This is a genomic window from Aliihoeflea sp. 2WW, from assembly GCF_000497755.1.
Lineage (GTDB): Bacteria > Pseudomonadota > Alphaproteobacteria > Rhizobiales > Rhizobiaceae > Aliihoeflea.
Genome location: NZ_AYOD01000002.1, coordinates 155,637 through 178,629 on the forward strand (window position 1 = coordinate 155,637; position 22,993 = coordinate 178,629).

Annotated in this window: 21 protein-coding genes; 15 read left to right on the plus strand and 6 right to left on the minus strand. The window is 65.3% G+C overall.

Translation table 11 applies throughout. From position 1 onward, the window contains the following. Positions 1–6: 6 nt before the first annotated feature. Both ALII_RS0103005 and ALII_RS0103010 read left to right on the plus strand, forming a co-directional pair. Positions 7–975 carry a methyltetrahydrofolate cobalamin methyltransferase gene (locus ALII_RS0103005; RefSeq protein ID WP_024585856.1) on the plus strand — a complete coding sequence of 323 codons (969 nt, stop codon included), beginning with the start codon at positions 7–9 and terminating at the stop codon, positions 973–975. A 100-nt stretch (positions 976–1,075) separates the two neighbouring features. Next, entirely contained in the window at positions 1,076–3,094 is a 2,019-nt protein-coding gene (locus ALII_RS0103010) for an ASKHA domain-containing protein (RefSeq protein ID WP_051375754.1), read from the plus strand. 212 nt (positions 3,095–3,306) lie between these two features. Here ALII_RS0103010 and ALII_RS0103015 read toward each other — a convergent pair whose 3' ends face one another. Continuing rightward, positions 3,307–4,203 carry a LysR family transcriptional regulator gene (locus ALII_RS0103015; RefSeq protein WP_024585858.1) on the minus strand — a complete coding sequence of 299 codons (897 nt, stop codon included), beginning with the start codon at positions 4,201–4,203 and terminating at the stop codon, positions 3,307–3,309. Positions 4,204–4,308: 105 nt separating this feature from the next. Between ALII_RS0103015 and ALII_RS0103020 the strand changes: the two genes are divergently transcribed. The 4 genes from ALII_RS0103020 (at position 4,309) to ALII_RS0103035 (ending at position 6,205) form a co-directional block, all read left to right on the plus strand. Then, positions 4,309–4,491, plus strand: a complete 183-nt coding sequence (locus ALII_RS0103020) for a hypothetical protein (RefSeq protein WP_024585859.1) — start codon at positions 4,309–4,311, stop codon at positions 4,489–4,491. Further along, positions 4,488–4,688 carry a hypothetical protein gene (locus ALII_RS0103025; protein ID WP_024585860.1) on the plus strand — a complete coding sequence of 67 codons (201 nt, stop codon included), beginning with the start codon at positions 4,488–4,490 and terminating at the stop codon, positions 4,686–4,688. Before ALII_RS0103020 ends, ALII_RS0103025 begins: the two co-directional genes overlap by 4 nt. 173 nt (positions 4,689–4,861) lie before the next feature. Further along, on the plus strand, positions 4,862–4,999 hold the full coding sequence (locus tag ALII_RS22815; RefSeq protein WP_173401389.1) for a hypothetical protein: 138 nt from the start codon (positions 4,862–4,864) through the stop codon (positions 4,997–4,999). A gap of 207 nt (positions 5,000–5,206) precedes the next feature. Next, positions 5,207–6,205: a GlxA family transcriptional regulator gene (locus ALII_RS0103035; protein ID WP_024585861.1), complete on the plus strand. Its 999-nt coding sequence runs from the start codon at positions 5,207–5,209 to the stop codon at positions 6,203–6,205. 133 nt (positions 6,206–6,338) lie between these two features. On the opposite strand, the gene ALII_RS0103040 is transcribed toward ALII_RS0103035, so the two are convergent. From ALII_RS0103040 to ALII_RS0103050, 3 genes are all read right to left on the minus strand, one after another. Next, a complete protein-coding gene (locus tag ALII_RS0103040) occupies positions 6,339–6,698 on the minus strand; it encodes an IS1 family transposase (protein WP_024585862.1) in 360 nt (119 codons plus the stop codon). Beyond that, positions 6,695–7,015: a hypothetical protein gene (locus ALII_RS0103045; protein WP_152529510.1), complete on the minus strand. Its 321-nt coding sequence runs from the start codon at positions 7,013–7,015 to the stop codon at positions 6,695–6,697. The genes ALII_RS0103040 and ALII_RS0103045 overlap by 4 nt, the downstream gene beginning before the upstream one ends. A 114-nt stretch (positions 7,016–7,129) precedes the next feature. Further along, the gene (locus tag ALII_RS0103050; RefSeq protein ID WP_024585864.1) at positions 7,130–7,984 is read right to left on the minus strand and encodes a DUF1194 domain-containing protein; all 855 of its coding nucleotides are present in this window, start codon (positions 7,982–7,984) and stop codon (positions 7,130–7,132) included. A 348-nt stretch (positions 7,985–8,332) separates the two neighbouring features. Between ALII_RS0103050 and ALII_RS20945 the strand changes: the two genes are divergently transcribed. Then, a complete protein-coding gene (locus ALII_RS20945; RefSeq protein WP_244437273.1) occupies positions 8,333–9,139 on the plus strand; it encodes an IS110 family transposase in 807 nt (268 codons plus the stop codon). After that, entirely contained in the window at positions 9,100–9,264 is a 165-nt protein-coding gene (locus ALII_RS23040; RefSeq protein WP_244437275.1) for a hypothetical protein, read from the plus strand. The genes ALII_RS20945 and ALII_RS23040 overlap by 40 nt, the downstream gene beginning before the upstream one ends. A gap of 69 nt (positions 9,265–9,333) precedes the next feature. Here the strand turns inward: ALII_RS23040 and ALII_RS0103060 are convergent, their stop codons facing one another. Beyond that, complete coding sequence (locus tag ALII_RS0103060) at positions 9,334–11,853, minus strand: FAD-dependent oxidoreductase (protein WP_024585865.1); 2,520 nt, start codon at positions 11,851–11,853, stop codon at positions 9,334–9,336. 260 nt (positions 11,854–12,113) lie between these two features. Here ALII_RS0103060 and ALII_RS0103065 point away from each other — a divergent pair, with 260 nt between their 5' ends. The 5 genes from ALII_RS0103065 to ALII_RS0103085 all read left to right on the plus strand — a co-directional run bounded on the left by ALII_RS0103065 (position 12,114) and on the right by ALII_RS0103085 (position 18,104). Continuing rightward, entirely contained in the window at positions 12,114–13,373 is a 1,260-nt protein-coding gene (locus ALII_RS0103065) for a sarcosine oxidase subunit beta family protein (protein WP_024585866.1), read from the plus strand. 10 nt (positions 13,374–13,383) lie between these two features. After that, positions 13,384–13,647: a sarcosine oxidase subunit delta family protein gene (locus ALII_RS0103070; protein ID WP_024585867.1), complete on the plus strand. Its 264-nt coding sequence runs from the start codon at positions 13,384–13,386 to the stop codon at positions 13,645–13,647. Then, the gene (locus ALII_RS0103075) at positions 13,644–16,592 is read left to right on the plus strand and encodes a sarcosine oxidase subunit alpha family protein (protein ID WP_024585868.1); all 2,949 of its coding nucleotides are present in this window, start codon (positions 13,644–13,646) and stop codon (positions 16,590–16,592) included. Before ALII_RS0103070 ends, ALII_RS0103075 begins: the two co-directional genes overlap by 4 nt. Further along, entirely contained in the window at positions 16,585–17,172 is a 588-nt protein-coding gene (soxG, locus tag ALII_RS0103080; protein ID WP_024585869.1) for a sarcosine oxidase subunit gamma family protein, read from the plus strand. The genes ALII_RS0103075 and soxG overlap by 8 nt, the downstream gene beginning before the upstream one ends. A gap of 110 nt (positions 17,173–17,282) precedes the next feature. Next, a complete protein-coding gene (locus tag ALII_RS0103085) occupies positions 17,283–18,104 on the plus strand; it encodes an alpha/beta hydrolase (RefSeq protein WP_024585870.1) in 822 nt (273 codons plus the stop codon). A gap of 249 nt (positions 18,105–18,353) precedes the next feature. Here ALII_RS0103085 and ALII_RS0103090 read toward each other — a convergent pair whose 3' ends face one another. After that, entirely contained in the window at positions 18,354–19,064 is a 711-nt protein-coding gene (locus ALII_RS0103090) for a nitroreductase (protein ID WP_024585871.1), read from the minus strand. 175 nt (positions 19,065–19,239) lie between these two features. Between ALII_RS0103090 and ALII_RS0103095 the strand changes: the two genes are divergently transcribed. Together ALII_RS0103095 and ALII_RS0103100 are read left to right on the plus strand one after the other, a co-directional pair. Beyond that, a complete protein-coding gene (locus ALII_RS0103095; protein WP_024585872.1) occupies positions 19,240–21,693 on the plus strand; it encodes an FAD-dependent oxidoreductase in 2,454 nt (817 codons plus the stop codon). Between the two features lie 10 nt (positions 21,694–21,703). Next, on the plus strand, positions 21,704–22,888 hold the full coding sequence (locus tag ALII_RS0103100; RefSeq protein ID WP_024585873.1) for a pyridoxal phosphate-dependent aminotransferase: 1,185 nt from the start codon (positions 21,704–21,706) through the stop codon (positions 22,886–22,888). Positions 22,889–22,993: the final 105 nt, after the last annotated feature.

Consider the following 22,993-nt stretch of genomic DNA (forward strand, 5'->3'; position numbering starts at 1 on the left):
CCGCAAATGACCCGCACGATCGTCGCCTCGGCGACAAGGGAAATCATCATCGGCTTCGATCAGCCCTTCTGCGTGATCGGCGAGCGGATCAATCCGACCGGCCGCAAGAAGCTTGCCGCCGAAATGGTCGCCGGCAATTTCGACACGGTGACGAAGGACGCGCTCGAACAGGTCGCCGCCGGCGCGACGATGCTCGACGTCAATGCCGGCGTCACCGCCGTCGACCCGAACGCGACCGAACCGGCGCTTCTCGTCAAGACGCTGGAGATCGTGCAGAACCTCGTCGACGTGCCGCTGTCGATCGACAGCTCCGTCTCCGCCGCCATCGAGGCTGCGCTCAAGGTCGCCAAGGGACGCCCGCTGGTCAATTCGGTCACCGGCGAGGAGGAAAAGCTCGAGGCCATCCTGCCGCTGGTCAAGAAATACAACGTCCCCGTCGTCGCCATCTCCAATGACGAGACCGGCATTTCGATGGACCCGGACGTGCGCTTCGCCGTCGCCAAGAAGATCGTCGAGCGCTGCGCCGATTTCGGCATCCCCGCCCATGACGTCGTGGTCGATCCGCTGGTCATGCCGATCGGCGCGCTGGGCGATGCCGGCCGCCAGGTCTTCGCGCTCCTGCGCCGCCTGCGCGAGGAACTGAAGGTCAACACGACGTGCGGCCTGTCCAACATCTCCTTCGGTCTGCCGCACCGCCACGGCATCAATGCCGGCTTCATCCCGATGGTCATCGGCGCCGGCATGACGAGCGCCATCATGAACCCCTGCCGCCCACAGGAAATGGAAGCCGTCCGCGCCGCCAACGTCCTCAACGGCACCGACCGCGACTGCACCACCTGGATTCGCACCTACAAGGACTACAAGCCCACCGAAGGCGGCCACGCCGTCGCCGCCCCGGTTCCTGTCAGCGCGCCCGGTGATGGCAATGGCGGCCGGCGCCGCGGGGGACGGGAAGCGCGGATGGCGCGGGGGTAAGGCGGAGGCCAGAGGGGGGTGCTGCAGCGCGCCACTCCTGCAACACGAAAGCACATCCTTGAACGCCCCCTCCAACATCAAGGACCCGCTGGTCCTCTTCATGCCCTCCGGCAAGCGCGGACGGTTCCCCGTTGGCACGACCGTTCTCGACGCCGCGCGCGACCTCGGCGTCTATGTCGAGAGCGTCTGCGGCGGGCGCGCGACGTGCGGGCGCTGCCAGGTCGAGGTGCAGGAAGGCCATTTCGCCAAGCACAAGATCTCGTCCTCCGCCGACCACATCTCGCCCTTCGGCGCCAAGGAAGAGCGTTACGCTAAGGTGCGCGACCTGAAGGAAGGCCGGCGCCTTTCCTGCTCCGCCACCATCCAGGGCGATCTCGTCATCGACGTGCCGCAGGACGTGCAGATCAATGCGCAGGTCGTGCGCAAGTCGCCGATCGATCGCGTCATCGAGCGCAATCCGGCGGTCCAGCTCTGCTATGTCGAAGTCGATGAGCCCGACATGCACAAGCCGCTGGGCGATCTCGACCGGCTGAAGGCGATGCTCGAACGCGACTGGGGCTGGCAGGACCTCCTCGTCTCGCAGCACCTCCTGCCGCAGGTCCAGTCGATCCTGCGCAAGGGCAATTGGGGCGTCACCGCCGCGATTCACCGCGATCTCGACTCATCGCGCCCCACCATCATCGCGCTTTGGCCCGGCCTCAAGAACGAAGCCTATGGCATCGCCTGCGACATCGGCTCGACGACGATCGCGATGCACCTCGTCTCGCTGCTCTCGGGCCGCATTGCCGCGACCGCCGGCACGCAGAACCCGCAGATCCGCTTCGGCGAAGACCTGATGAGCCGCGTCTCCTATGTGATGATGAACCCGGACGGGCGCGAGGCGATGACCAAGGCCGTGCGCGGCGCGGTCAACGACCTGATCGACAAGGTCTGCGCGGAAGCCGAAGTCCATCACGACACGCTGCTCGACGCCGTCTTTGTCGGCAATCCGATCATGCACCACCTCTTCCTCGGCATCGACCCGACGGAGCTCGGCCAAGCGCCCTTCGCGCTTGCCGTCTCCGGCGCGGTGCACACGTGGTCGAGCGAAATCGGCCTCAAGATCAACCACGGCGCCCGCGTCTACGTGCTGCCCTGCATCGCCGGCCATGTCGGCGCGGACGCCGCCGGCGCGACGCTCTCGGAAGGCCCGCACCGGCAGGACCGGATGATGCTCCTCGTCGATGTCGGCACCAATGCCGAGATCGTGCTCGGCAACCGCCATCGCCTCCTCGCCGCCTCCTCACCCACCGGCCCTGCCTTCGAGGGCGCGGAGATTTCATCCGGTCAACGCGCAGCTCCCGGCGCCATCGAGCGCGTGCGCATCGACCCCGACACGCTGGAGCCGAAATTCCGCGTCATCGGCGTGGACAAATGGTCGGACGAGCCGGGCTTTTTCGAGGATGCGGAGGCCGTCGGCATCACCGGAATCTGCGGCTCGGCGATCATCGAGGTCGTCGCGGAGATGTACCTGTCCGGCATCATCACCGAGGATGGCGTCGTCGACGGCTCGCTTACCGCCAAGTCGCCCCGCATCGAAGCGTCCGGCCGCACCGCGACCTACGTGCTCCACGAAGGCAAGCAGCGCATCACCGTCACGCAGAACGACGTCCGCGCGATCCAACTCGCCAAGTCGGCGCTTTATGCCGGCATCAAGCTCCTGATGGAAAAGCAGGGCGTCGAGACCGTCGACACGATCTGCTTCGCCGGCGCCTTCGGCTCCTTCATCGACCCGAAATACGCGATGGTTCTCGGCCTGATCCCCGATTGCGATCTGTCCGACGTCAAGGCGGTCGGCAACGCCGCCGGCACCGGTGCGCTGATGGCGCTTCTCAACCGCGACCATCGCCGCGAGATCGAAGACACCGTCCAGCGCATCGACAAGATCGAGACCGCGTTGGAACCCCATTTCCAGCAGCTCTTCATCGACGCGATGGCGCTGCCGAACAAGGTCGACCCGTTCCCCAAGCTCGCCGCGCAGGTGAAACTGCCCCAGCGCAAGGCAATGCCAGCCGCCGAAGGCGAAGCCCCCCGCCGCCGCTCACGCGAAGAACGCGCTGCAAGGCGCAGCCGGGACTAGCGCCTTTATCGCGCATCTAGCGCTCGGCATCTTACCCCCACCCTCTATCCCTCCCCACAAGGGGGAGGGAATCCGCCAGCGTCGCTCCTCACCCTTCAAAGCACCGCCCGGATTAAGGGATAGAGCGCCACGCCGATGCCCTCCCTCCCCCTTGTGGGGAGGGATAAAGGGTGGGGGTCCCTTTCGAAAGACTCATCCAAACGCGCCGACTCTCAAAACTTCCCCGTCTCGCGAAAACTCTCGAACGTCGCGCGAATATGGTCCGCCGCCGCCTTCACCGGCGCCGAGGCATCGGGCGCGACGATCATCGCCAGATTGTAGGTCGGCAGCAGCGGCAGGCCCTCTTCGGGCCCAAGCGCCACGATCTCCTCGCCGATGAACGACTTCGGCAGCGGTGCGACCGCGAGGTCCGACAGGATCGCCGAGCGCTGGCCTGCCGTGTGCGCGCTCATATAGGCGATGCGGTATTCGCGCCCTGCCCGGCCCAGAGCCTCCAGCGCCGCCGCCCGCCAGACGCAGCCTTCCTCCCAGATCGACACCGGCAGCGGCTCGCGCATATGCGCGCAACCGCCCTTGGCGCCGCCCCAGACGATCGGCTCGGTCAAGAGCACCTCCGCCTCGGCCGGGATCGAGCGGCAAACCGTGAACAGCGTGATGTCGAGCCCGCCCTCGTTCATGCGCCGCCGCAGATTGCCCGACTGGTCGATGACCACGTCAACTGCGATGGCCGGATGCGTCTGCGCGAAGCGTTTCAGCACATGCGGCAGCACCCGCTCCCCATAATCGTCGGGCGAGCCGAGCCGCACGACGCCGGAAATGTCGGGAATGATGAATTTCGACACCGCCTCGCGATTGAGCGCGATCAGCCGTCGCGCGTACCCGATCAGCATCTCGCCGTCATTGGTCAGCGTCACGGACCGCGCGTCGCGCGAGAACACCGACCGCCCCAATATCTCCTCCAGCTTCTTGATCTGCATCGAAACCGCCGAGGGCGTGCGGAACACCGCATTGGCAGCGGCGGTGAAGCTGCCGGTCTCCGCGATGGCCACGAACGTACGCAGCACGTCCAGATCGAGCAGCGGCATCGGATGATTGAGCGGGGCGTTCATGATCAACATTCCTGAATGATGGGATCATTTCATTTCGATTGATTGAACAATGAGGCAGGCGCATTGTCAATCCATCGAAGAGCAAGCGAACGAAAGGAGACTGCCATGTTCACGCTCTCCGCCTTCTCGCACCTGGTCGACGGCCTGCGCGCCATCCACCATCGCCAGCGCAGCGACACACTGATGCGCGACCTGTCGCCCGAGACCCGCCGCGACATCGGCTGGCCGGATCGCTTCGCCTCCGGCACCGATGGCGACCGCTTCTGGGACGGGAGGAACTTCCGATGAGCCGTTCGCTCCTGTCGCGTCTGCGCGACCATATCGCCACACGCCGCGCCCGTCGCCGCCGCCTCAACGCCTTCCTGTTCTTCTCGGACCTGCCGCACGAGATGCAGACGGATCTGATGCGCCCGTCGCTCTTCGACGCCTTTGAGGAGAACGCGCGCGACGGGTTTCCCGCCTGCCCGCATCTCCGGCTCGGCTAGGCGCCAATGCAACACCTTCGTACGGGAGTGAGGGATGTCGTTTTTGCATCGTCGGACTTCGCTTTTGCATCGCAAAATCGCGCGGCGCGTCACTATATGTGCCGGAACGACGAACGACCCCACTCCATGATGCGAAGGCCGTTGCGCGTGTCATCTATGATTGGAGACGTGTCATGAAGTTCCTGAACCGGTTTTTCGCCAAGAAGCGCTCGTCGAACATCGCGACGGCGCTCGAGCGCCAGCGGCTTGGCCGCACGATGCCCGGCCAGACCGGCGCGATGAACGCCTCGCGCCTCGGCCATTTCGTTTGATCGCTTTCATCATGTGCCTCACATGATGCCGCGCGGGACTTGAACGTCCCGCGCGGTTTTTTGCGTTGCGCGCCCTTCCCGAAACCCTGCCGACAAATTGCTGTCACCAAGCTGTCGCATTCCATTGACAGCTAAGGGTTTTCCTGTTGAGGCTGGCCGGAAAGCGACATGGAACCCAGCGTCGCGCGGCCTGTGGCGAGGTGTGGAATGAACGCCCGAAATACCGTCAAGCGTTCGATGGTCTTCTTCCTGGTTCCCGAATTCACCATGATCGCCTTCGCGACGGCCATCGAGCCGCTGCGCGCCGCAAACCGCATGCTCGGCTACTCCGCCTATCAATGGCGACTGGCCAGCGTCGACGGCAAGCCGGTCAAGGCGTCGAACTCGGTCGAATGCGCGGTCGACACATCGCTCGAAATCGAGCGGCGTAAGATGACCGGCGGCGACCGTCCATCCATGGTCATCGTCTGCTCGGGCGTCAATGTCGAGACCTATGCCAACAAGACCACCTTCGCCTGGCTGCGCGAGGAGTATAATCGCGGCGTCTCGATCGGCGGGCTGTGCACCGGCGCGCACGTGCTGGCAGCCGCCGGCCTCCTCTCCAACCGCCGCTGCGCGATTCACTGGGAAAACCTTCCCGGCTTCGCCGAAGCTTTCCCCAAGGCCAACGTCTTCGCCGATCTCTTCGAGGTCGACCAGAACATCTATACCTGCGCGGGCGGCACCGCCGCGCTCGACATGATGCTGAAGCTCATCGGCGACGATTTCGACGATCATCTCGTCAACCGCGTCTGCGAGCAGGTCCTGACCGACCGCGTCCGCAGCCCGACCGACCGCCAGCGCCTGCCGCTGCGCGCCCGCCTCGGCGTCCAGAACTCCAAGGTTCTGACCATCATCGAGCTCATGGAGGCGAACCTCACCGAGCCCCTGTCGCTGATCGAGATCGCCGACCATGTCGGCCTGTCGCGCCGCCAGATCGAACGCCTGTTCCGCCAGGAAATGGGCCGCTCCCCCGCCCGCTACTACCTCGAAATCCGTCTCGACCGCGCCCGTCATCTCCTGCTGCAATCGGCCATGCCGGTGGTCGAAGTCGCCGTCGCCTGCGGCTTCGTCTCCGCCTCGCATTTCTCCAAATGCTACCGCGAAGTCTACGCCCGCTCGCCCCAGCAGGAACGCGGCGAACGCCGGCAGTTGCTGGTGGCTTGATAGGTTCACGCCGAGGCACACTCGCGCCCAGCGGGAGCGCGTCGCCCACTGGCAGTTGCTACTAGGCCTGAGACGCTTACGCCCAGCCACCCCCCTCTGCCCTGCCGGGCATCTCCCCCTCAAGGGGGACTGTTCAAACCGGACTCTGAAGTCGCTTTCTGGCGAGGAAGATGTCGAGGGTGATCTCGAGCATGTTCTGGGACTTGGAAGCGCGCTTGGTTCGTCGGTTGAAGCGCGCGAGATTGTCTCGGAAGGAGGCGTTCGAGGACTCGATGAGGTGGGTCTGCGCCTTTGTCTGCTGGTGCGGTTCACTCGCTCCGATGCGCTCGAAGGCGAGACGGTAGCAGGAGTTGGCATCGGTGAAGATGGCGCTGATCTGACCGACTGCCGCCTTGGCCAGCTTGTAGATGGCGATGGCGCTGTGCACGCCCGTGTCGCCGATATGATAGGCGACGACCCGCCGGTGCTGGCGGCTGTAGGCGGTCCAGATCACCGCGCGGCGGGCTTTTTTTGGACGTAGGTGTAGATCTCATCCATCTCGATCACATCCGCCGTGCCGGTATCGGTCGGCAAAGCCTGGGCCAGCTTGGGCTGCATGGCCGCATGCTCCTTGCGAATCCAGTTCAGCACCGCAGCGGGCGATGCACCGAGCACCCGGCCGATCGCCCGGATGCCCATGCTGTTCATATACATCTCGATCGCCATCGCCTTGGTCTGGGCTGAGAACTTGGGCTGGCTGTCCGTGCTGTAGCGCCCACAGGCACGACACTGATAGCGCTGACGGCCAGCCTTCCTGCCGCGTTTGATCAAGTCAGTCCCATCACATCCAGAACACCGCATTCCATCCCTCCAAGGCAAATCACCAAGGAAAGAAGAATCTAAAACGAGCTTGCAGGCCAGCCGGGCCCGAAAATGGCCGTGCCGCTAAGGATTCGGCCAGTTCCACGACCGATTCATCCACCGCTTCTCGCCGATCAGGCAATCATACTCTTCGACATTCGCCACCTTCACCACCGGCGCGCGTTCCGCGTAGCTCTGCCATGTCGGCGACCACGGCCCCGCAAGCTCCAGCACCAGCTTGCGCCGCACGGCCTCGGGAAACTGCCCCCAATCGTTCACCGGAATGACGAACGACCCCGGCCCGCCGGTCACACAGTAGGAGTAGTATTCATCGAGATCCGGCACGTCGAAGACCGTGCTCATGCCGCCATTGGTCATCAGCGGCAGGCCGTTGACGACGATGCCCTGCGCCACCAGCCGGTCGCGCGCCTCGGCAACCGGGCTGCCCTGGTTGTTCGGGCCGTCGCCGGAAATGTCGACGACGCGGCGCAGGCCGCGATAGCTGCTCTCGGCGAAGAGGTCGCCGGCAAAGTCGAGCGCGCCGGAGATCGACGTGCGCCGCGCGCTGTTGGTGTTCTGCTGGCCGATCAGGACCGCCACGGCCTCGGCGTCCGCGCGCGAGGCGATCACCGTCCAGGGCACGACGAGATAATGCGATTCGTCGCCCGCCCATTCGAACATGGCGAGCGCGATCTTGCCGTAAGCCCCGTCCTCGATCGCCTGGATCACGCTCTCATGCGTCAGCGCCGCGACATAGCCGTCGCGCTGGATGCGCAGTTCCTCATAGGACATGGAAAGCGACACGTCGGCGGCCAGAACGAGCTGGACGTCGACGACTTCCTGTTCCGCGAAGGCCCGGTCGGTGGAAGCGATTGCCGTCATCAGCGCGAGTGCGACGCTGCCTGTGATCGAAGGAATGGATCGAACAGTGACGGTCATGTCACGAGGATACGCACGATCCCACAATCACAAAGTGAAAAGCCCGAACGCGCCGGGCTTCTCCATTCACGATGACGTTACGGAATTCTTGGCGAGCGCTCGTTCCAGCTTGGCGTCATCCCGCAAGCCGAAGCGAAGCGGAGGCTATGCGGGACCCACTCCGTGACCTAGAAAATTCACGGAGTGGGTCCCTGTGTATCGTGTCCATGTCATAGTGGCTGCGGGCGGGAGACCGTTGGGTCCCTGGTCTTGAGACCGATATCCGGCTCTGGTCCCCGCCCGCTTTGATACACCTGAACAGTTGCACGAGGCCGTTGGCGCGGACCTCGCATCACAGGGGCAGGCACCATGAGCATAACACCGTCCTGGATTGGAATCGACATCTCCAAGGCATGGCTCGACATCGCCGACCCGGCGCTGGAACGGGCTGCGCGGGTGGCCAATGGCGAGCCGGCGATCGCCGCGTTCGCAGCGACGCTGGCAGGACGCGACGTCATCGTCGTGTTCGAGGCGACCGGCGTCTATGACACATGCCTGCGCCATGCATTGGCGGCGGCGGGCGTCGCCTGTGTGCGGGTCAACCCGCAGCGTGCCCGCGACTTTGCCCGGGCGACGGGCCGGCTCGCCAAGACCGACGCCATCGATGCCGCAATGCTGGCCGAAATGGGCCGGGCCCTGTGCCTTGCGCCGGATCCGGTGCCAGACGGCACGCGCGAAAAGCTCAATCTTCTCAACAAGCGACGCGATCAGCTGGTGGCGATGCGCCAGCAAGAGAGACTACGCCGGATGGAGGCGGCCGACCCGGTCGTCTGCGCCGGCCTCGACGCACATCTCGACTGGCTCGATCGGGCGGTCGGCGAGATCGAGGCCGCCATTCGCGATCTCGTCAGAGCCTCGAGCGAACTCACCGAGGCCGAGACGTTGCTGCGCTCGACGCCCGGCATCGGCGAGGTCGGGGCGGCCGTCCTGATCGGGCTTCTGCCGGAACTGGGATGCCGCCCGGCCAGACAGATCGCCATGCTGGCCGGCCTCGCCCCGGTCAACCAGGACAGCGGCACGAGGCGCGGACAGCGTTCGATCCGCGGCGGCAGCGGCGCGTCCGGCAGGCACTTTACATGGCAGCCGTCGTCACTCTGCGCACCCGCTCCCCATTGAAAGCCTTCTACGACAGGCTGCGCAATGCCGGCAAACCCGCCAAGGTCGCCCTCATCGCGCTCGCCCGCAAAATCCTCGTCACGCTCAATGCAATGCTGCGGTCGAAAACACCATACGCGGCATGAAACAATACAGTTGCCGGCTCTCGCCTCGCTGCGCTCGGGCTTCGGCCGGGATGACGCCCTTCGTTGGCTTCACACATCCGCGCGCAATGCCGCATTTTCCGCGTCGAACGGGCTTTCGGCGATCACCGTCGCCTTGTGCGGTTTGCCGAGGATCTGGATTTCCAGCTCCGTTCCCTCAGCCGCGAACTCCGGCTTCACCATCGCCAGCGCGATGCTCTTGCCCACGCGCCAGCCATAGCCGCCATGGGTCGCCCGGCCGACGAGCACACCATCCTTGTGGATCGCCTCGTTGCCACGTGCGTCGCTGTCCGTCACGCCATGCACTTCGAGCGTCACGAAATTCCAGTTCGCTCCGGTCTCCTTGAGCTTCACCAGCGCGTCGCGGCCGATGAAATCGCCCTTGTCGGGATGGACGAACCGGTCGAGCCCGCTTTCCCAGGCCGAGTACTCGATCGAAAGCTCGCGCGGGATCAGGCGATAGCTCTTCTCGATCGCCATCGCCGTCATCGCGCGGATGCCGAACGGCTTGATGCCGAATTCGGCGCCCGCTTCCATCAGCGCGTCGAAGATGGCGTTCTGCTGCTCGATAGGGTGGTGCAGTTCCCAACCCAGTTCGCCGACGAAGTTGACGCGTAGCGCATGGGCCGTCGCCGTACCGACGGCGATCTGCTTGCCCGACAGCCAGTGGAAGTCCGCGTTCTTCAGGCTGGTGCGGGTGAGCTTCTTCAGGACATCGCGGCTCTTCGGGCCGGCAAGCACGAGCACGCCGTACATCTGCGTGATCGGCTGAAGGACGACCGAACCGTCGGTCGGCGCGAGCTTGGCGAGCACGTCATGGTCATGCGCCTCGTAGGCGCCGGCCGAGACGAGGTAGAACCGCCCTGGCTTCCATTCATAGACCGTGAACTCGCTCTTCACGCCGCCGGTCTTCGTCAGAAGATGCGTCAGCGCGATACGGCCCCGCTTCTTCGGAATGCGGTTGGCGAGAATCGACTCCAGCCACGCGCGCGCGCCAGAGCCGGAGACTTCCATCTTGGCGAAGGCCGACATGTCGAGCACGCCGACATTCTCATGCACGTTTTTCACTTCCGCGCCGACATGGTCGAAATAGTTCGAGCGGCGGAACGACCAGCGCTCGACGATCCGGCCGTCTTCCAGCGCAGGTGCATGGTTGTGGTTCGTCAGCACGTCGGCGCCGACGCCAAGCTCTTCCGCCGGCACCTCGTAGCCTTCAGGCGCAAACCAGTTGGCGCGCTCCCAGCCATAGACCGAGCCGAACACCGCGCCCATCTCTTTCAGCCGCGAATAGACCGGCGTCGTCTTCAAGGGGCGCGCGGCGGCGCGTTCCTCGTCGGGATAGTGCATGGTGAAGACGTTGGCGTAGGCTTCCTCGTTCTTCGCCTTGAGGTAACCCTCCGTCGCATAGGGGCCGAAGCGACGCGGGTCGACGCCCATCATGTCGATCGTCGGCTCGCCGTCGACGATCCATTCGGCAAGCTGCCAGCCGGCACCACCTGCCGCCGTCACGCCGAAGGAATGGCCCTCATTGAGCCAGAAATTCTTCAGCCCCGGCGCAGGCCCGATGATCGGCGAGCCGTCCGGCGTATAGGCGATGGCCCCGTTATAGACCTTCTTGATGCCCACTTCGCCAAAGGCCGGCACGCGTGCGATCGCCGTTTCGATATGCGGCATCAGCCGCTCGAGCTCTTCCTGGAAGAGTTCGTATTCCGATTCGTCCGAAGGCCCGTCGACATAGCAGACGGGCGCGCCGTGCTCGTAGGGTCCGAGAAGCAGGCCGCCATTTTCCTCGCGCATGTACCAAGACGAGTCGCTCTCGCGCAGCACGCCCATCTCTGGCAGGCCCTGCTTCTTGCGCTCGACGATGGCCGGATGCGGCTCGGTGACGATGTACTGGTGCTCGACAGGGATCACCGGCACGTTGAGCCCGACCATTTCGCCGGTCTTGCGCGCGAAATTGCCGGTGGCCGAAACGATGTGCTCCGCTTCGATGTCGCCCTTGTCCGTCTTCACCAGCCACTTGCCGTCGGGCGTCTGCTCGATCGCTGTCACGGTCGTGTTGCGATAGATCGTGGCGCCGCGGTCGCGCGCGCCCTTAGCCAGCGCCTGCGTCAAATCGGCCGGCTGGATGTAGCCGTCGTCGGGATGCTGGATGCCGCCCAGAAGACCGTCCGTCTCGCACAGCGGCCAGATCTCCTTGATCTGCTCGGGCGTCAGGATATTGACCGGAATGCCCAGCGTCTCGGCGACCCCCGCATAATACATGTATTCGTCCCAGCGGTCCTTGGTGCGGGCAAGGCGGATATTGGTCACCTGGGAGAAACCGACATTCATACCGGTCTCTTCCTGAAGCTCCTGGTAGAACTTCACCGAATAGCGGTGAATCTGGCCGACCGAATAGCTCATGTTGAAGAGCGGCAAGAGGCCTGCGGCGTGCCAGGTCGAGCCCGATGTCAGCTCCTTGCGCTCGATCAGGACGACGTCCGACCAGCCCTTCTTCGCAAGGTGATAGAGCGTCGAGACGCCGACCACGCCTCCACCGATGACGACCGCGCGCGCTTTGTCTTTCATGTCCCCGGATGCTCCCCGAATAAGAGATTGGCAGCGCAGCTTTCGTCGTGCGGACTGCATCGAATTTCGCGGACAATAGGATGGCGCGAAAGCCGGTTTCAGGCCTGTTTGCGACATCGCGGAAACGCCCCGCGACGCAGGCGATTTCGCGTTCGCAAACGTCGGCATAACGAAAGCCGATGGCGCTTTATTTGCGTTGGCCGGCGGGCGTGATCTATACCGTCCCCCAGTCGCAACGCTTCATTCGAGCGGGGACCCGCATGGCCGAATACTCGTTCCTTTCCCTCCTGAGGAACGCCCTTTCCGGAAACGAGGACTGGAAGCCGGCCTGGCGCAAGCCGGACCCGCGCCCGACCTATGACGTCATCGTCATCGGCGGCGGCGGACATGGCTTGTCGACCGCCTATTACCTCGCCAAGGAGCACGGCATCACCAATGTCGCCGTGCTTGAAAAGGGATATCTCGGCTCCGGCAATGTCGGCCGCAACACCACCATCGTGCGCTCGAACTACCTCCTGCCGGAAAATATCCGCTTCTACGAGCATTCGATGAAGCTGTGGGAGAACCTCTCCCACGATCTGAACTACAACGTCATGTTCTCCCAGCGCGGCGTCCTCAATCTCGCCCACACACCGGCGCAGATGGACGAGCATGCGCGGCGCGGCAACGCGATGCGCCACGAGGGCGGCGACGCGGTCCTGCTCGGCCGCGAGGAAGTCGCGCGCATGGTGCCCGGCCTCGACATGTCGGCCTCCGCCCGCTTCCCCGTCCTCGGCGGCCTCCTCCAGCCGCGCGCCGGCACCGCCCGTCACGATGCGGTCGCCTGGGGGTATGCCCGCGGCGCCGACCGTCGCGGCGTGGACATCCTTGAGAACTGCGAAGTCACCGGCTTCCTGCGCGAGGGCGAGCGCGTCGTCGGCGTCACCACCACGCGCGGCGAAATCCGCGCGAAAAAGGTCGCCGTCGCCGTCGCCGGCTCGACAGGGCGCGTCATGAAGCTCGCCGGCATCGACAATCTGCCGATCGAAAGCCACGTCCTCCAGGCCTTCGTCTCCGAGTCGCTCAAACCCCTCATCAACCAGGTCGTCACCTTCGGCGGCGGACATCTCTACGTCTCGCAGTCCGACAAGGGCGGACTGGTCTTCGGCGGCGATCTCGACGGCTACAACACCTACGCCCAGCGCGGAAACCTGCCGCTGGTCGAGGAGGTCATGAGCGAACTTCTCGCAATGTTCCCCAACCTTGCCCGCGTTCGGCTCCTGCGATCCTGGGGCGGCGTCATGGACATGTCGATGGACGGCTCGCCGATCATCACGCCCGGCCCCCTGCCCGGCATGTTCCTGAACTGCGGCTGGTGCTATGGCGGCTTCAAGGCGACGCCCGCCTCCGGCTGGTGCTTCGCGCACACCATCGCGCGCGGCGAAGCCCACCCCTTGAACGCCGCCTTCACGCTCGACCGCTTTTCCCGCGGCATCCTGATCGACGAAAAAGGCCAGGGCGCCACGCCCAAATGGCATTGAAAGTGCGCCCATGCTGATCGCCTGCCCCTATTGCGGCCCCCGCGACCTGTCCGAATTCACCTATCAGGGCGATGCCAACCGCACGCGCCCGAACCCGATGTCGAACGACCAGTCGGCCTGGAACGCCTATGTCTACGAGCGGGTCAACCCGGCCGGCGACCACCGCGAATTCTGGCAGCATTCCGGCGGCTGCCGCGCGCATCTGGCCGTTATCCGCTCGACGCTGACGCACGAAATCAAGTCCGTCGCCTTCGCCCGCGAGGCCGCGAAATGAGTCCGCGCCGCGCCCACAATGGCGGCCGCATCGACCGCTCGACGACGCTGCGCTTCACCTTCGACGGCACCGCGATGACCGGCCATGCCGGCGACACGCTCGCCTCCGCGCTTCTGGCAAACGGCATCTCGGTCGTCGGCCGCTCGTTCAAATATCACCGCCCGCGCGGCGTCTTTTCCGCCGGCATCGAAGAGCCGAACGCGCTCGTCACGGTCATCAAGGGCAAGCTGCGCGAACCGAACATTCCGGCAACGCAGGTCGAGCTCTATGACGGCCTCGCCGTCGAGAGCCAGAACCGCTTCCCATCGCTCAGCCTCGACATCGGCGCGGCGAACGGACTTGCCGGCAATCTCTTTGCCGCCGGCTTCTACTACAAGACCTTCATGGGCCCGGTCGCAGGCCCGCTGAAGGGCACGCGCTTCTGGATGCTCTGCGAGCATTTCATCCGCCGCGCCGCCGGCCTCGGCCGCGCCGGCCATGAGCCCGATACCGACCGCTACGAGAAAATGTACGGCTTTTGCGACCTGCTCGTCGTCGGCTCCGGACCCGCCGGGCTGACGGCCGCCAGGCGCGCTGCGGCGGAAGGCAAGCGCGTCTTCCTCGCCGAGCAGGAGCCCGAATTCGGCGGCACGCTGCGCTGGAAATCCGCCGCCATCGACGGCCGCCCCGCCGCCGACTGGGTCGCCGCCACCCTCGCCGAACTTCGCGCCCTGCCCAACGTCACCCTCCTGCCCCGAACCACGGTCTGGGGCTATTACGACGACAACGCCCTCGGCGCGCTCGATCGCGTCGCGGATCACAAGGCCCACGCCGCCATCGGCGAGCCGCGCCAGCGCCACTGGACCATTCGCGCCAAGGACGTCGTCCTCGCCACCGGCGCCTTCGAGCGCCCGATCGTGTTCCCCGGCAACGACCGGCCCGGCATCATGCTCGCCGCCGCCGCCGCCCGCTATGCCGCCGAATACGGCGTCCTGCCGGGCGAGCGCATCGCAGTCTTCGCCAACAATGATTCCGCATACGAGTCCGCGCTCGCGCTGAAAGACGCCGGCGCCGAGATCGCCGCCATCATCGACGTGCGCGCTGGCGTTTCCGTCGCCGCGCGCGAACTCGCCCGCGAAGCCGGCGGCGAATTGCTGCTCGGCTACGCCGTCACCAGCACGTCCGGCGCCCGGCGCCTGCGCGAGATCGAGGTCCAGGCCTTCGCCGACGGCAAGGTGAAGGAGGGAGCCACGCGGGCCTTTGCCGTCGATTGCCTCGCCGTTTCCGGCGGCTGGTCACCGGCGATCCACCTCGCCAGCCAGGCCGGCCACGCGCCGCAATGGGACGAGGCACTGCAGGCCTTCCTGCCGCCGGCCCCGACGCAAAGCTGGACCGGCGCCGGAGCCTTCACCGGCGCATTCTCTACTTCCGCCGCGCTCGGCGACGACCTCGCCGTCAACGAGCCCGAAATCGAATACGAACCCGCCCCGGTCTTCGAGATCCGCCCCACGGCCAAGAAGACCGGCAAGGCCTTCGTCGACCTCCAGCACGACGTCACCGCCTCCGACATTCGCCTCGCGCACCGCGAAGGGTTCCAGTCGGTCGAGCACCTGAAACGCTACACCACGCTCGGCATGGCCACCGATCAGGGCAAGTCGTCCAACGTGCCGGGCCTTGCGATCATGGCCGCCGCACGTGGCCTGCCGATCCTGGAAGTCGGCACCACCCGCTTCCGCCCGCCCTTCTCCGCCGTCTCGCTCGGCGCGCTTGCCGCCGACAGGCACGCGCATTTCAAGCCGGAACGGCTGACGCCGATGCACGACTGGCACGTCGCGCGCGGCGCGCGCATGTATGCCGCCGGCCTCTGGTATCGCCCGATGATCTACGGCACCGGCGGCGAGACGGTCGAGCAGGCCTATGTCCGCGAGGCCAAAGCCGTGCGCGCCTCCGTCGGCATCGTCGACGTCTCCACGCTCGGCAAGATCGCCGTCCAGGGCCCAGACGCTGCCGAGTTTCTCGACCGCGTCTACACCAACATGTTCTCCACGCTCCCCGTCGACAAGGCCCGCTACGGCCTGATGCTGCGCGAGGAAGGCATCGCCTTCGACGACGGCACGACATGGCGGCTCGGCGAGCACGATTTCCTGATGACCACGACCACGGCCAATGCCGGCAAGGTCATGCAGCATCTGGAATATTACCTCGACTGCGTCTGGCCGGATCTGCGCGTCCACGTCACCTCGGTCACCGACGAATGGGCGGGTGCGGCGGTCGCCGGCCCGAACGCGCGCCATGTGCTCGAAGCCTGCGTCGAAGGAACCGGCGTCGACCATGACGCGCTCCCCTTCATGGGCATCGTCCGAGGCGAGATCGCCGGCGCGCCGGTCATGATCTGCCGCCTCTCCTTCTCCGGCGAACTCGCCTACGAGGTCTATTGCGGCGCCGGCCACGGTCAGCACGTCTGGGACGCTCTGATGAATGCCGGCCAGGCCTTCGACATCGTCCCCTACGGTCTCGAGGCGCTCGGTACGCTGCGCATCGAAAAGGGCCACGTCACCGGCGCGGAGATCGACGGCCGTACGAGCCCGCGCGATCTCTACCTCGACTGGATGCTGTCGAAGAAGAAGCCCTATATCGGCTCGGCCATGGTCGACCGCGAAGGTCTCGTCGCGTCCGACCGCGTCCGGCTCGTCGGCGTCATCGCGCTCGACGACAGGCCGCTCCAGGGCGGCGCACACATCGTCGAACGCCTCGGCGAAGAACCGCGCGGCTCCATCGGCCACATCACCGGCTTCTGCTTCTCGCCCGCGCTCGGCAAATATATTGCGCTTGCACTGGTCAAGGGCGGCAAGGCCCGCCATGGCCAGCGTGCCTTCGTGTCGGACCCGGTGCGCAACCGCTACGGCCCGGTCGAAATCGTCAGCCACCACTTCTTCGATCCCGAAGGGAGCCGCATGCATGGTTGAGATCGTCTCCCCGCTCGAACCGGCCTATCGCCGCGGCGCGCACGGCAATCGCGACGGCGGTTCTCGCATCACCCTGTCTGAAACCCAGCCCGGCTCCATCGTCCAGCTCGCCGCATGGCCGGGCCGAGAGGACGCCATGCGCGCGGTCGTCAAGACCGTCACCGGTCTTGCGCTCGACGGAGCGCCGGGCGCCGGCGCCGTCGACGAAAGCAGCGCCGCCTTCGGCTTTGCGCCCGGCCGCTGGCTCGTCGTGGATCAGGCCGAAGGCGCCGGCCAAACGTTTCGCGAGAAGGTCAGTGCCGATCTCGGCACGGTCTGCGACCTGTCGCACGGCCGCACCGCCATAGCCGTCGAGGGCGAGAAGGCGGAACGCCTTCTGTCAAAGTTCTATGCGCTCGATTTCTCGCTCGCCGCGTTTCCAGTCGCGTCGGCGAAATCCACCGCGCACCACGACGTCTTCACGCTCATCCAGCGCACCGGCGCCGACCGCTTCGACCTCTATGTCTACCGCTCCTTCGCCCGCTCCTTCTGGCACCTCCTCTGCGCCAGTGCGGAAGAGTTCGGCTATACGGTGGAGTAACCCGTTCCCACCGTCGCTGAGCATGGCGATCAACTTTTCCTGACAATAGGCTCTCGGAACATCGCTGCATCCGTTCGGTTCGCCTCCTGAACCAACGGAGACAATCTTCCATGCCTTTCATCAAGACCGCCGACGACACCCAGATCTTCTACAATGACTGGGGCAGCGGCAAACCCGTCATTCTCATCCATGGCTGGCCGCTCGACGGCGACATGTGGGAATACAATGCCCGTGTCCTCGCCGATGCCGGCCTGCGCGTCATCTCCTATGACCGCCGCGGCTTCGGTCGGTCGAGCCAGCCCTGGACGGGCTACGACTACGACACGATGGCCGGCGACCTGAAGGCCATCATTGACGAGCTGGATTTGCGCGACGTCTCGCTCGTCGGCTTCTCGATGGGCGGCGGCGAAGTCGCCCGCTATATCGGCCGCTACGGCACCGATCGCATATCCAAGGCCATCCTCGTCTCCGCCGTCACGCCGTTCCTGCTCAAGACCGGCGACAATCCCGACGGCGTCGACAAAGGCGTGTTCGACGAGATGATCGATGGTCTCAAGGCCGACCGCCCGCATTTCCTCGCCGATTTCGGCAAGAAATTCTACGGCGCCGGAATGCTCAATTTCGACATTTCGAACGAACTCCTCGCCTGGACGAGCCAAGTCGCGATGCTCGCCTCGCCCAAGGCCACGCTCGACTGCGTCCGCGCCTTCTCCGAAACCGACTTCCGCGACGATTTGCGCAAGTTCGATGTGCCGACGCTCGTCATCCATGGCGACAACGACCAGACGGTGCCGATCGACGTCTCGGCCAACCGCGTGCGGGAGTTCCTGCCGAGCGCCGAACTCAAAATCTATGACGGCGCGCCCCACGGCCTCTACTTCACCGACAGGGACAAGCTCAACCAGGATTTGATCGATTTCATCGGCAGGTAGGGCAGCAATCTCGCGGCCATTCGCCGAAGTTTGAGAAGCGTGAGGCTCTCAAGTCCTTGGTGGAGACCCCCACCCTTTATCCCTCCCCACATGGGGGAGGGAATTCGTCAGCGTGCTGTCCAACCTTCAATGCAGCGCCCGGCTTGGGGGTTAAGCACCGCGCTCAAGCCTCCCTCCCCCTTGTGGGGAGGGATAAAGGGTGGGGGTCACTTCAAAAAACTCGTCCGAAGGACTCCACTCCACCCACCCTCACTTCACGAACGAAACGAACTCCTCCAACGGCGCCCGCTCCGACCGCAGCGTATTTTCCGGCTTCGTTTCATCCTCGAACCCCAGCGCCATGCCACAGACGATGATTTCCTCATCGGGGATGTCGAGCACCGGCCGGATCTGCCGGTGATATGGCGCGAACGCGGCCTGCGGGCAGGTGTGCAGGCCCCGGCCCCGCGCCGCGATCATGATCGATTGCAGGAACATGCCGTGGTCGATCCACGAGCCCATGTTCAGCCGCCTGTCGATGGTGAAGATCATGCCGACCGGCGCGTCGAAGAAGGAGAAGTTGCGATCGTGTTGCGCCCGCATCCGCTCGACCTCGCGCTTGCCGATGCCCAGCAGGCTGTACAGCGCGAACCCGACCGCGCGCCGGCGCGTCAGGTAGGGTTCGAAGAACTGGTCGGGATAATATTTGTACTCGTCCCAGGCGATCTTCTCGGCGCGGATGCCTGAATCGAGGATCGCGTCGGTCACCGCCTGCTTCTTCTGGCCGGTGACGACATAGACTTTCCAGGGCTGCATGTTGGTGCCGGACGGCGCGCGTGCGGCGATTTCGAGTATGTCGCGGACGGTCGCCTCGTCCACCGGCGTCGGCAGAAAAGCGCGCACCGATTTGCGCGAATTGATCGCCTCGTCGACGATTGCGGATTCATCGATGATGGAAGTCTTGGTGTCCGGAGCCAGCATCCGAATTTCCTTGCGTTGCAGGGCGCGACTCAACCCGAGGCGCCCGGTTCGCCGGGGCAGCGTGCCCCGCATAGGCCATGCCATGCCAGTGCGCAAATCCTTTGAGCCAGCATCGCGAAAGCTGTTGCCTTTTCCACCGCCCCTTGCACCCTTCCGACAAATAGGGGGAAAATCGATGAGCGAACTGCCAAGCCAGGCCCGCGTCGTGATCATCGGCGGTGGAGCCATCGGCGTCTCCGCGCTCTTCCATCTCGCCAAGGCCGGCTGGAGTGATTGCGTTCTTCTGGAGAAAAACGAGCTCACCTCCGGCTCGACATGGCACGCCGCCGGCAACGTCCCGACCTTCTCCTCCTCATGGTCGGTCATGAACATGCAGCGCTATTCGGCACAGCTTTATCGGGGCCTCGCGGACGAGGTCGGCTATCCGATGAACTACCACGTCACCGGCTCCGTGCGCCTCGCCCACACGAAGGAGCGGATGCAGGAGTTCGCGCGCGTCAAATCCATGGGCCGCCATCAGGGCATGGAGATCGACATTCTCGGCCTCGACGAACTCAAGTCCCGCTATCCCTTCCTCGAAACCCACGACCTCAAGGGCGCGCTCTACGATCCGAACGACGGCGATATCGACCCCGCGCAACTGACCCAAGCCCTGGCAAAAGGCGCGCGGGACCTTGGCGCGAAAATCGTCCGCTTCTGCCCCGTCACCGGCGTCCGCCGCGAAAAAGACCTCTGGAAGATCGAGACGCCGAAAGGCGAGATCGCCTGTGAGTATGTCGTTAACGCCGCCGGCTACCGCGCGGGCGAAGTCGGTCGGATGTTCGGCCGCGAAATCCCGATGATGGTGATGAGCCATCAATACATCCTGTTCGAGGAAATCCGCGAACTCGCCGCCTGGTCGAAGGAGGCCGGCCACAAGCTGCCGCTGCTGCGCGACGTCGATTCCTCCTACTATCTGCGGCAGGAGAAGACCGGCATGAACCTCGGCCCCTACGAGCGCAACTGCCGCGCGCACTGGGCGAGCGCCACCGATCCGATGCCCGACGACTTCTCCTTCCAGCTCTTCCCCGACGATCTCGACCGCCTCGAATGGCACCTCGAAGACGCCGTCAAGCGTGTGCCCATCCTCGGCACCGCCGGCCTGTCCAAGATCATCAACGGCCCGATCCCCTATGCGCCCGACGGCAATCCGCTGATCGGCCCGATGCCGGGCGTGCCGAACGCGTTCGAGGCCTGCGTCTTCACCTTCGGCATCGCGCAGGCGGGCGGGGCCGGCAAGGTTCTGGCCGAATGGGTCACCGAAGGCGCGACCGAATGGGACATGTGGTCCTGCGATCCGCGCCGTTTCACCAACTTCGCCGCCGCGCCCGACTATGCCGTGGCCAAGGGCATGGAGGTCTACAGCCACGAATACGCCATCCACTTCCCCCGCCATGCCTGGCCGGCGGGACGCCCCGCCAAGCTCTCCGCGATCCACGACCGCATCGCCGCCCTCGGCGCCCAGTTCGGCGCCACCAATGGCTGGGAACGCGCCAACTGGTACGCACAGCCCGGCGACGACACGTCGGAAGAATCCACCCAGACCTTCAACCGCGACGGTCCCTGGCAAGAGCGCATCCGAGAGGAATGCCACGCCGTGCGCGACGCCGCCGGCATCCTCGACCTCCCCGGCTTCTCCCGCTTCCGCCTGCAAGGCGACGGCGCCCGCGACTGGCTGTCCTCGCTCATCACCGGCGCCGTTCCGAAACCCGGCCGCATCGGCCTTGCCTATTTCGCCGACGCCAAGGGCCGCCTCGTCACCGAAATGTCGATCATGGCCCTGGACCAGAACGTCTTCTTCCTTATCACGGCAGCCGCAGCCGAACTCCACGACTTCGAGTGGCTGTCGAACAACCTGCCGCAAACCTCCGCGCTGACTCTTCAAAACGTCACCAACGCCTTCTCCTGCCAGATCCTCACCGGCCCCAACTCCCGCGCCATCCTGTCCGAAGTCACCGACGCCAACCTCTCGCTCCCCTGGCTCACGCACCAGTCCGCCCAGATCGCCGACCATTGGTGCCAGCTCGTCCGCGTCTCCTTCGCCGGCGAACTCGGCTGGGAAATCCACACCAAAACCGAAGACACCGCCCCCATCTTCGACGCCGTCTGGGCCGCCGGCCAGAACCACGGCCTCAAGCCCTTCGGCATGTTCGCGCTTGACTCACTGCGCCTCGAGAAGGGCTACCGCGCCTGGAAGCAGGACCTTTCGACCGATTACTCAGTCCTTGAGTCCGGCCTCGAACGCTTCGTCAAATGGGACAAGCCCGACTTCCTCGGCAGGTCCGCCCTCGCCGCCGAAAAGCAGCGCGACGTCGCCAAGCGCTTCGCCATCCTCACCCTTGACGCCCCCGGCGACTGCGACGCGCCCTATATGTCGACCGTCTGGCGCGATGGCGAAATCGTCGGCGAAACGACCTCCGGCGGCTGGGGTCACCGCGTGGACCAGTCGATCGCCCTTGCCATGCTGCGCTCCGATTGTGCAGAACCGGGCTCCCGGGTCGAGGTCGAGATCTTCGGCGAGCGCTTCGCCGCCACGGTCCACGGCGACGCGCCCCTCTGGGACCCGGCCAACGCCCGACTCAAAGCCTGAAGGTTCTGCCATGCCCACCCCGTCCACCCGCATTTCCGGCATCATTCCCTCCGGCAAGGATGGCTGGGAGGTGCATTTCGAGGCCTACACGCGCAAGCAGGCTGGCGAGGCGATCACCATGCTGTCGGTCGGCGACCATGATTTCGACACGCCGAGCGAAACCGTCGAGGCGTGCGTGCGGGAAGTCCGCGCCGGCCACCACCATTATACCAACCTGCCCGGCATACCGCGCCTGCGCCGCGCCATGGCGGCGGTCTCGGCCGAATCCACCGGCGTCCCGACGACCGCCGACCAGGTCCTCGCCACCCCCGGCGGCCAGTCCGCGCTCTTCGCCGCCGTCACCGCAACGCTTGATCCGGGCAGCCACGCCATCGTCGTCGCGCCCTACTACGCGACCTATCCCGGCACGTTCCGCGCCGTCGGCGCCGGCTTCACCGTCGTCGAAACCCACGCCGAAGACGGCTTCCAGCCCGACGCCGCCGCCATCGAAAAGGCGATCGAGCCCAACACCCGCGCGATCCTCATCAACTCGCCGAACAACCCGACCGGCGCGATCTACACCCGCGAAAGCCTCGAAAAGCTCGCCGACATCTGCATCCGGCACGACCTCTGGCTCCTGTCCGACGAGGTCTACTGGTCGATCACCGGCGGGCGCGAGCACATCTCGCCGCGCGCGCTGCCTGGCATGGAAGAGCGCACGCTCGTCATCAACTCCATGTCGAAGAGCCACGGCATGACCGGCTGGCGCATCGGCTGGCTCACCGGCCCTGAACCGATGATCTCGCTCCTCATCAACCTCAATCTCGTCACCACCTACGGCCTGCCGGACTTCGTCTCCCGCGCGGCAACCGAGGCCCTCGAAAACCGCTACGGCGTCGACGACATCGCCGCTCGCTACGCCGCCCGCCGCACGATTTTCCTCGACGCGCTGGCGGGGGCCAACGACATCGTCGTGCGCGGGTCCGAGGGCGGCATGTACATCATGCTCGACATCTCCGCCGTCGACCCGGACTGCGAAGCCTTCGCCTGGGCCCTGCTCGACACCGAGAAGATCGCCGTCATGCCGGGCTCCAGCTTCGGCGACGCCGCTAGCGGCCACATCCGCATCAGCCTCACCCAGCCCGACGACATCCTCCGCGACGCCGCCATCCGCCTGAAACGCTTCGTCGGTGGATACAAGCGGGACGCGGCGTAGTGGAGGGTCGGCTACCCCCACCCCCTACCCCTCCCCACAAGGGGGAGGGAGACATGCGCGCAGCGACACATTCTGCACCATCACTCCAAGCGGAACCGCAACGTC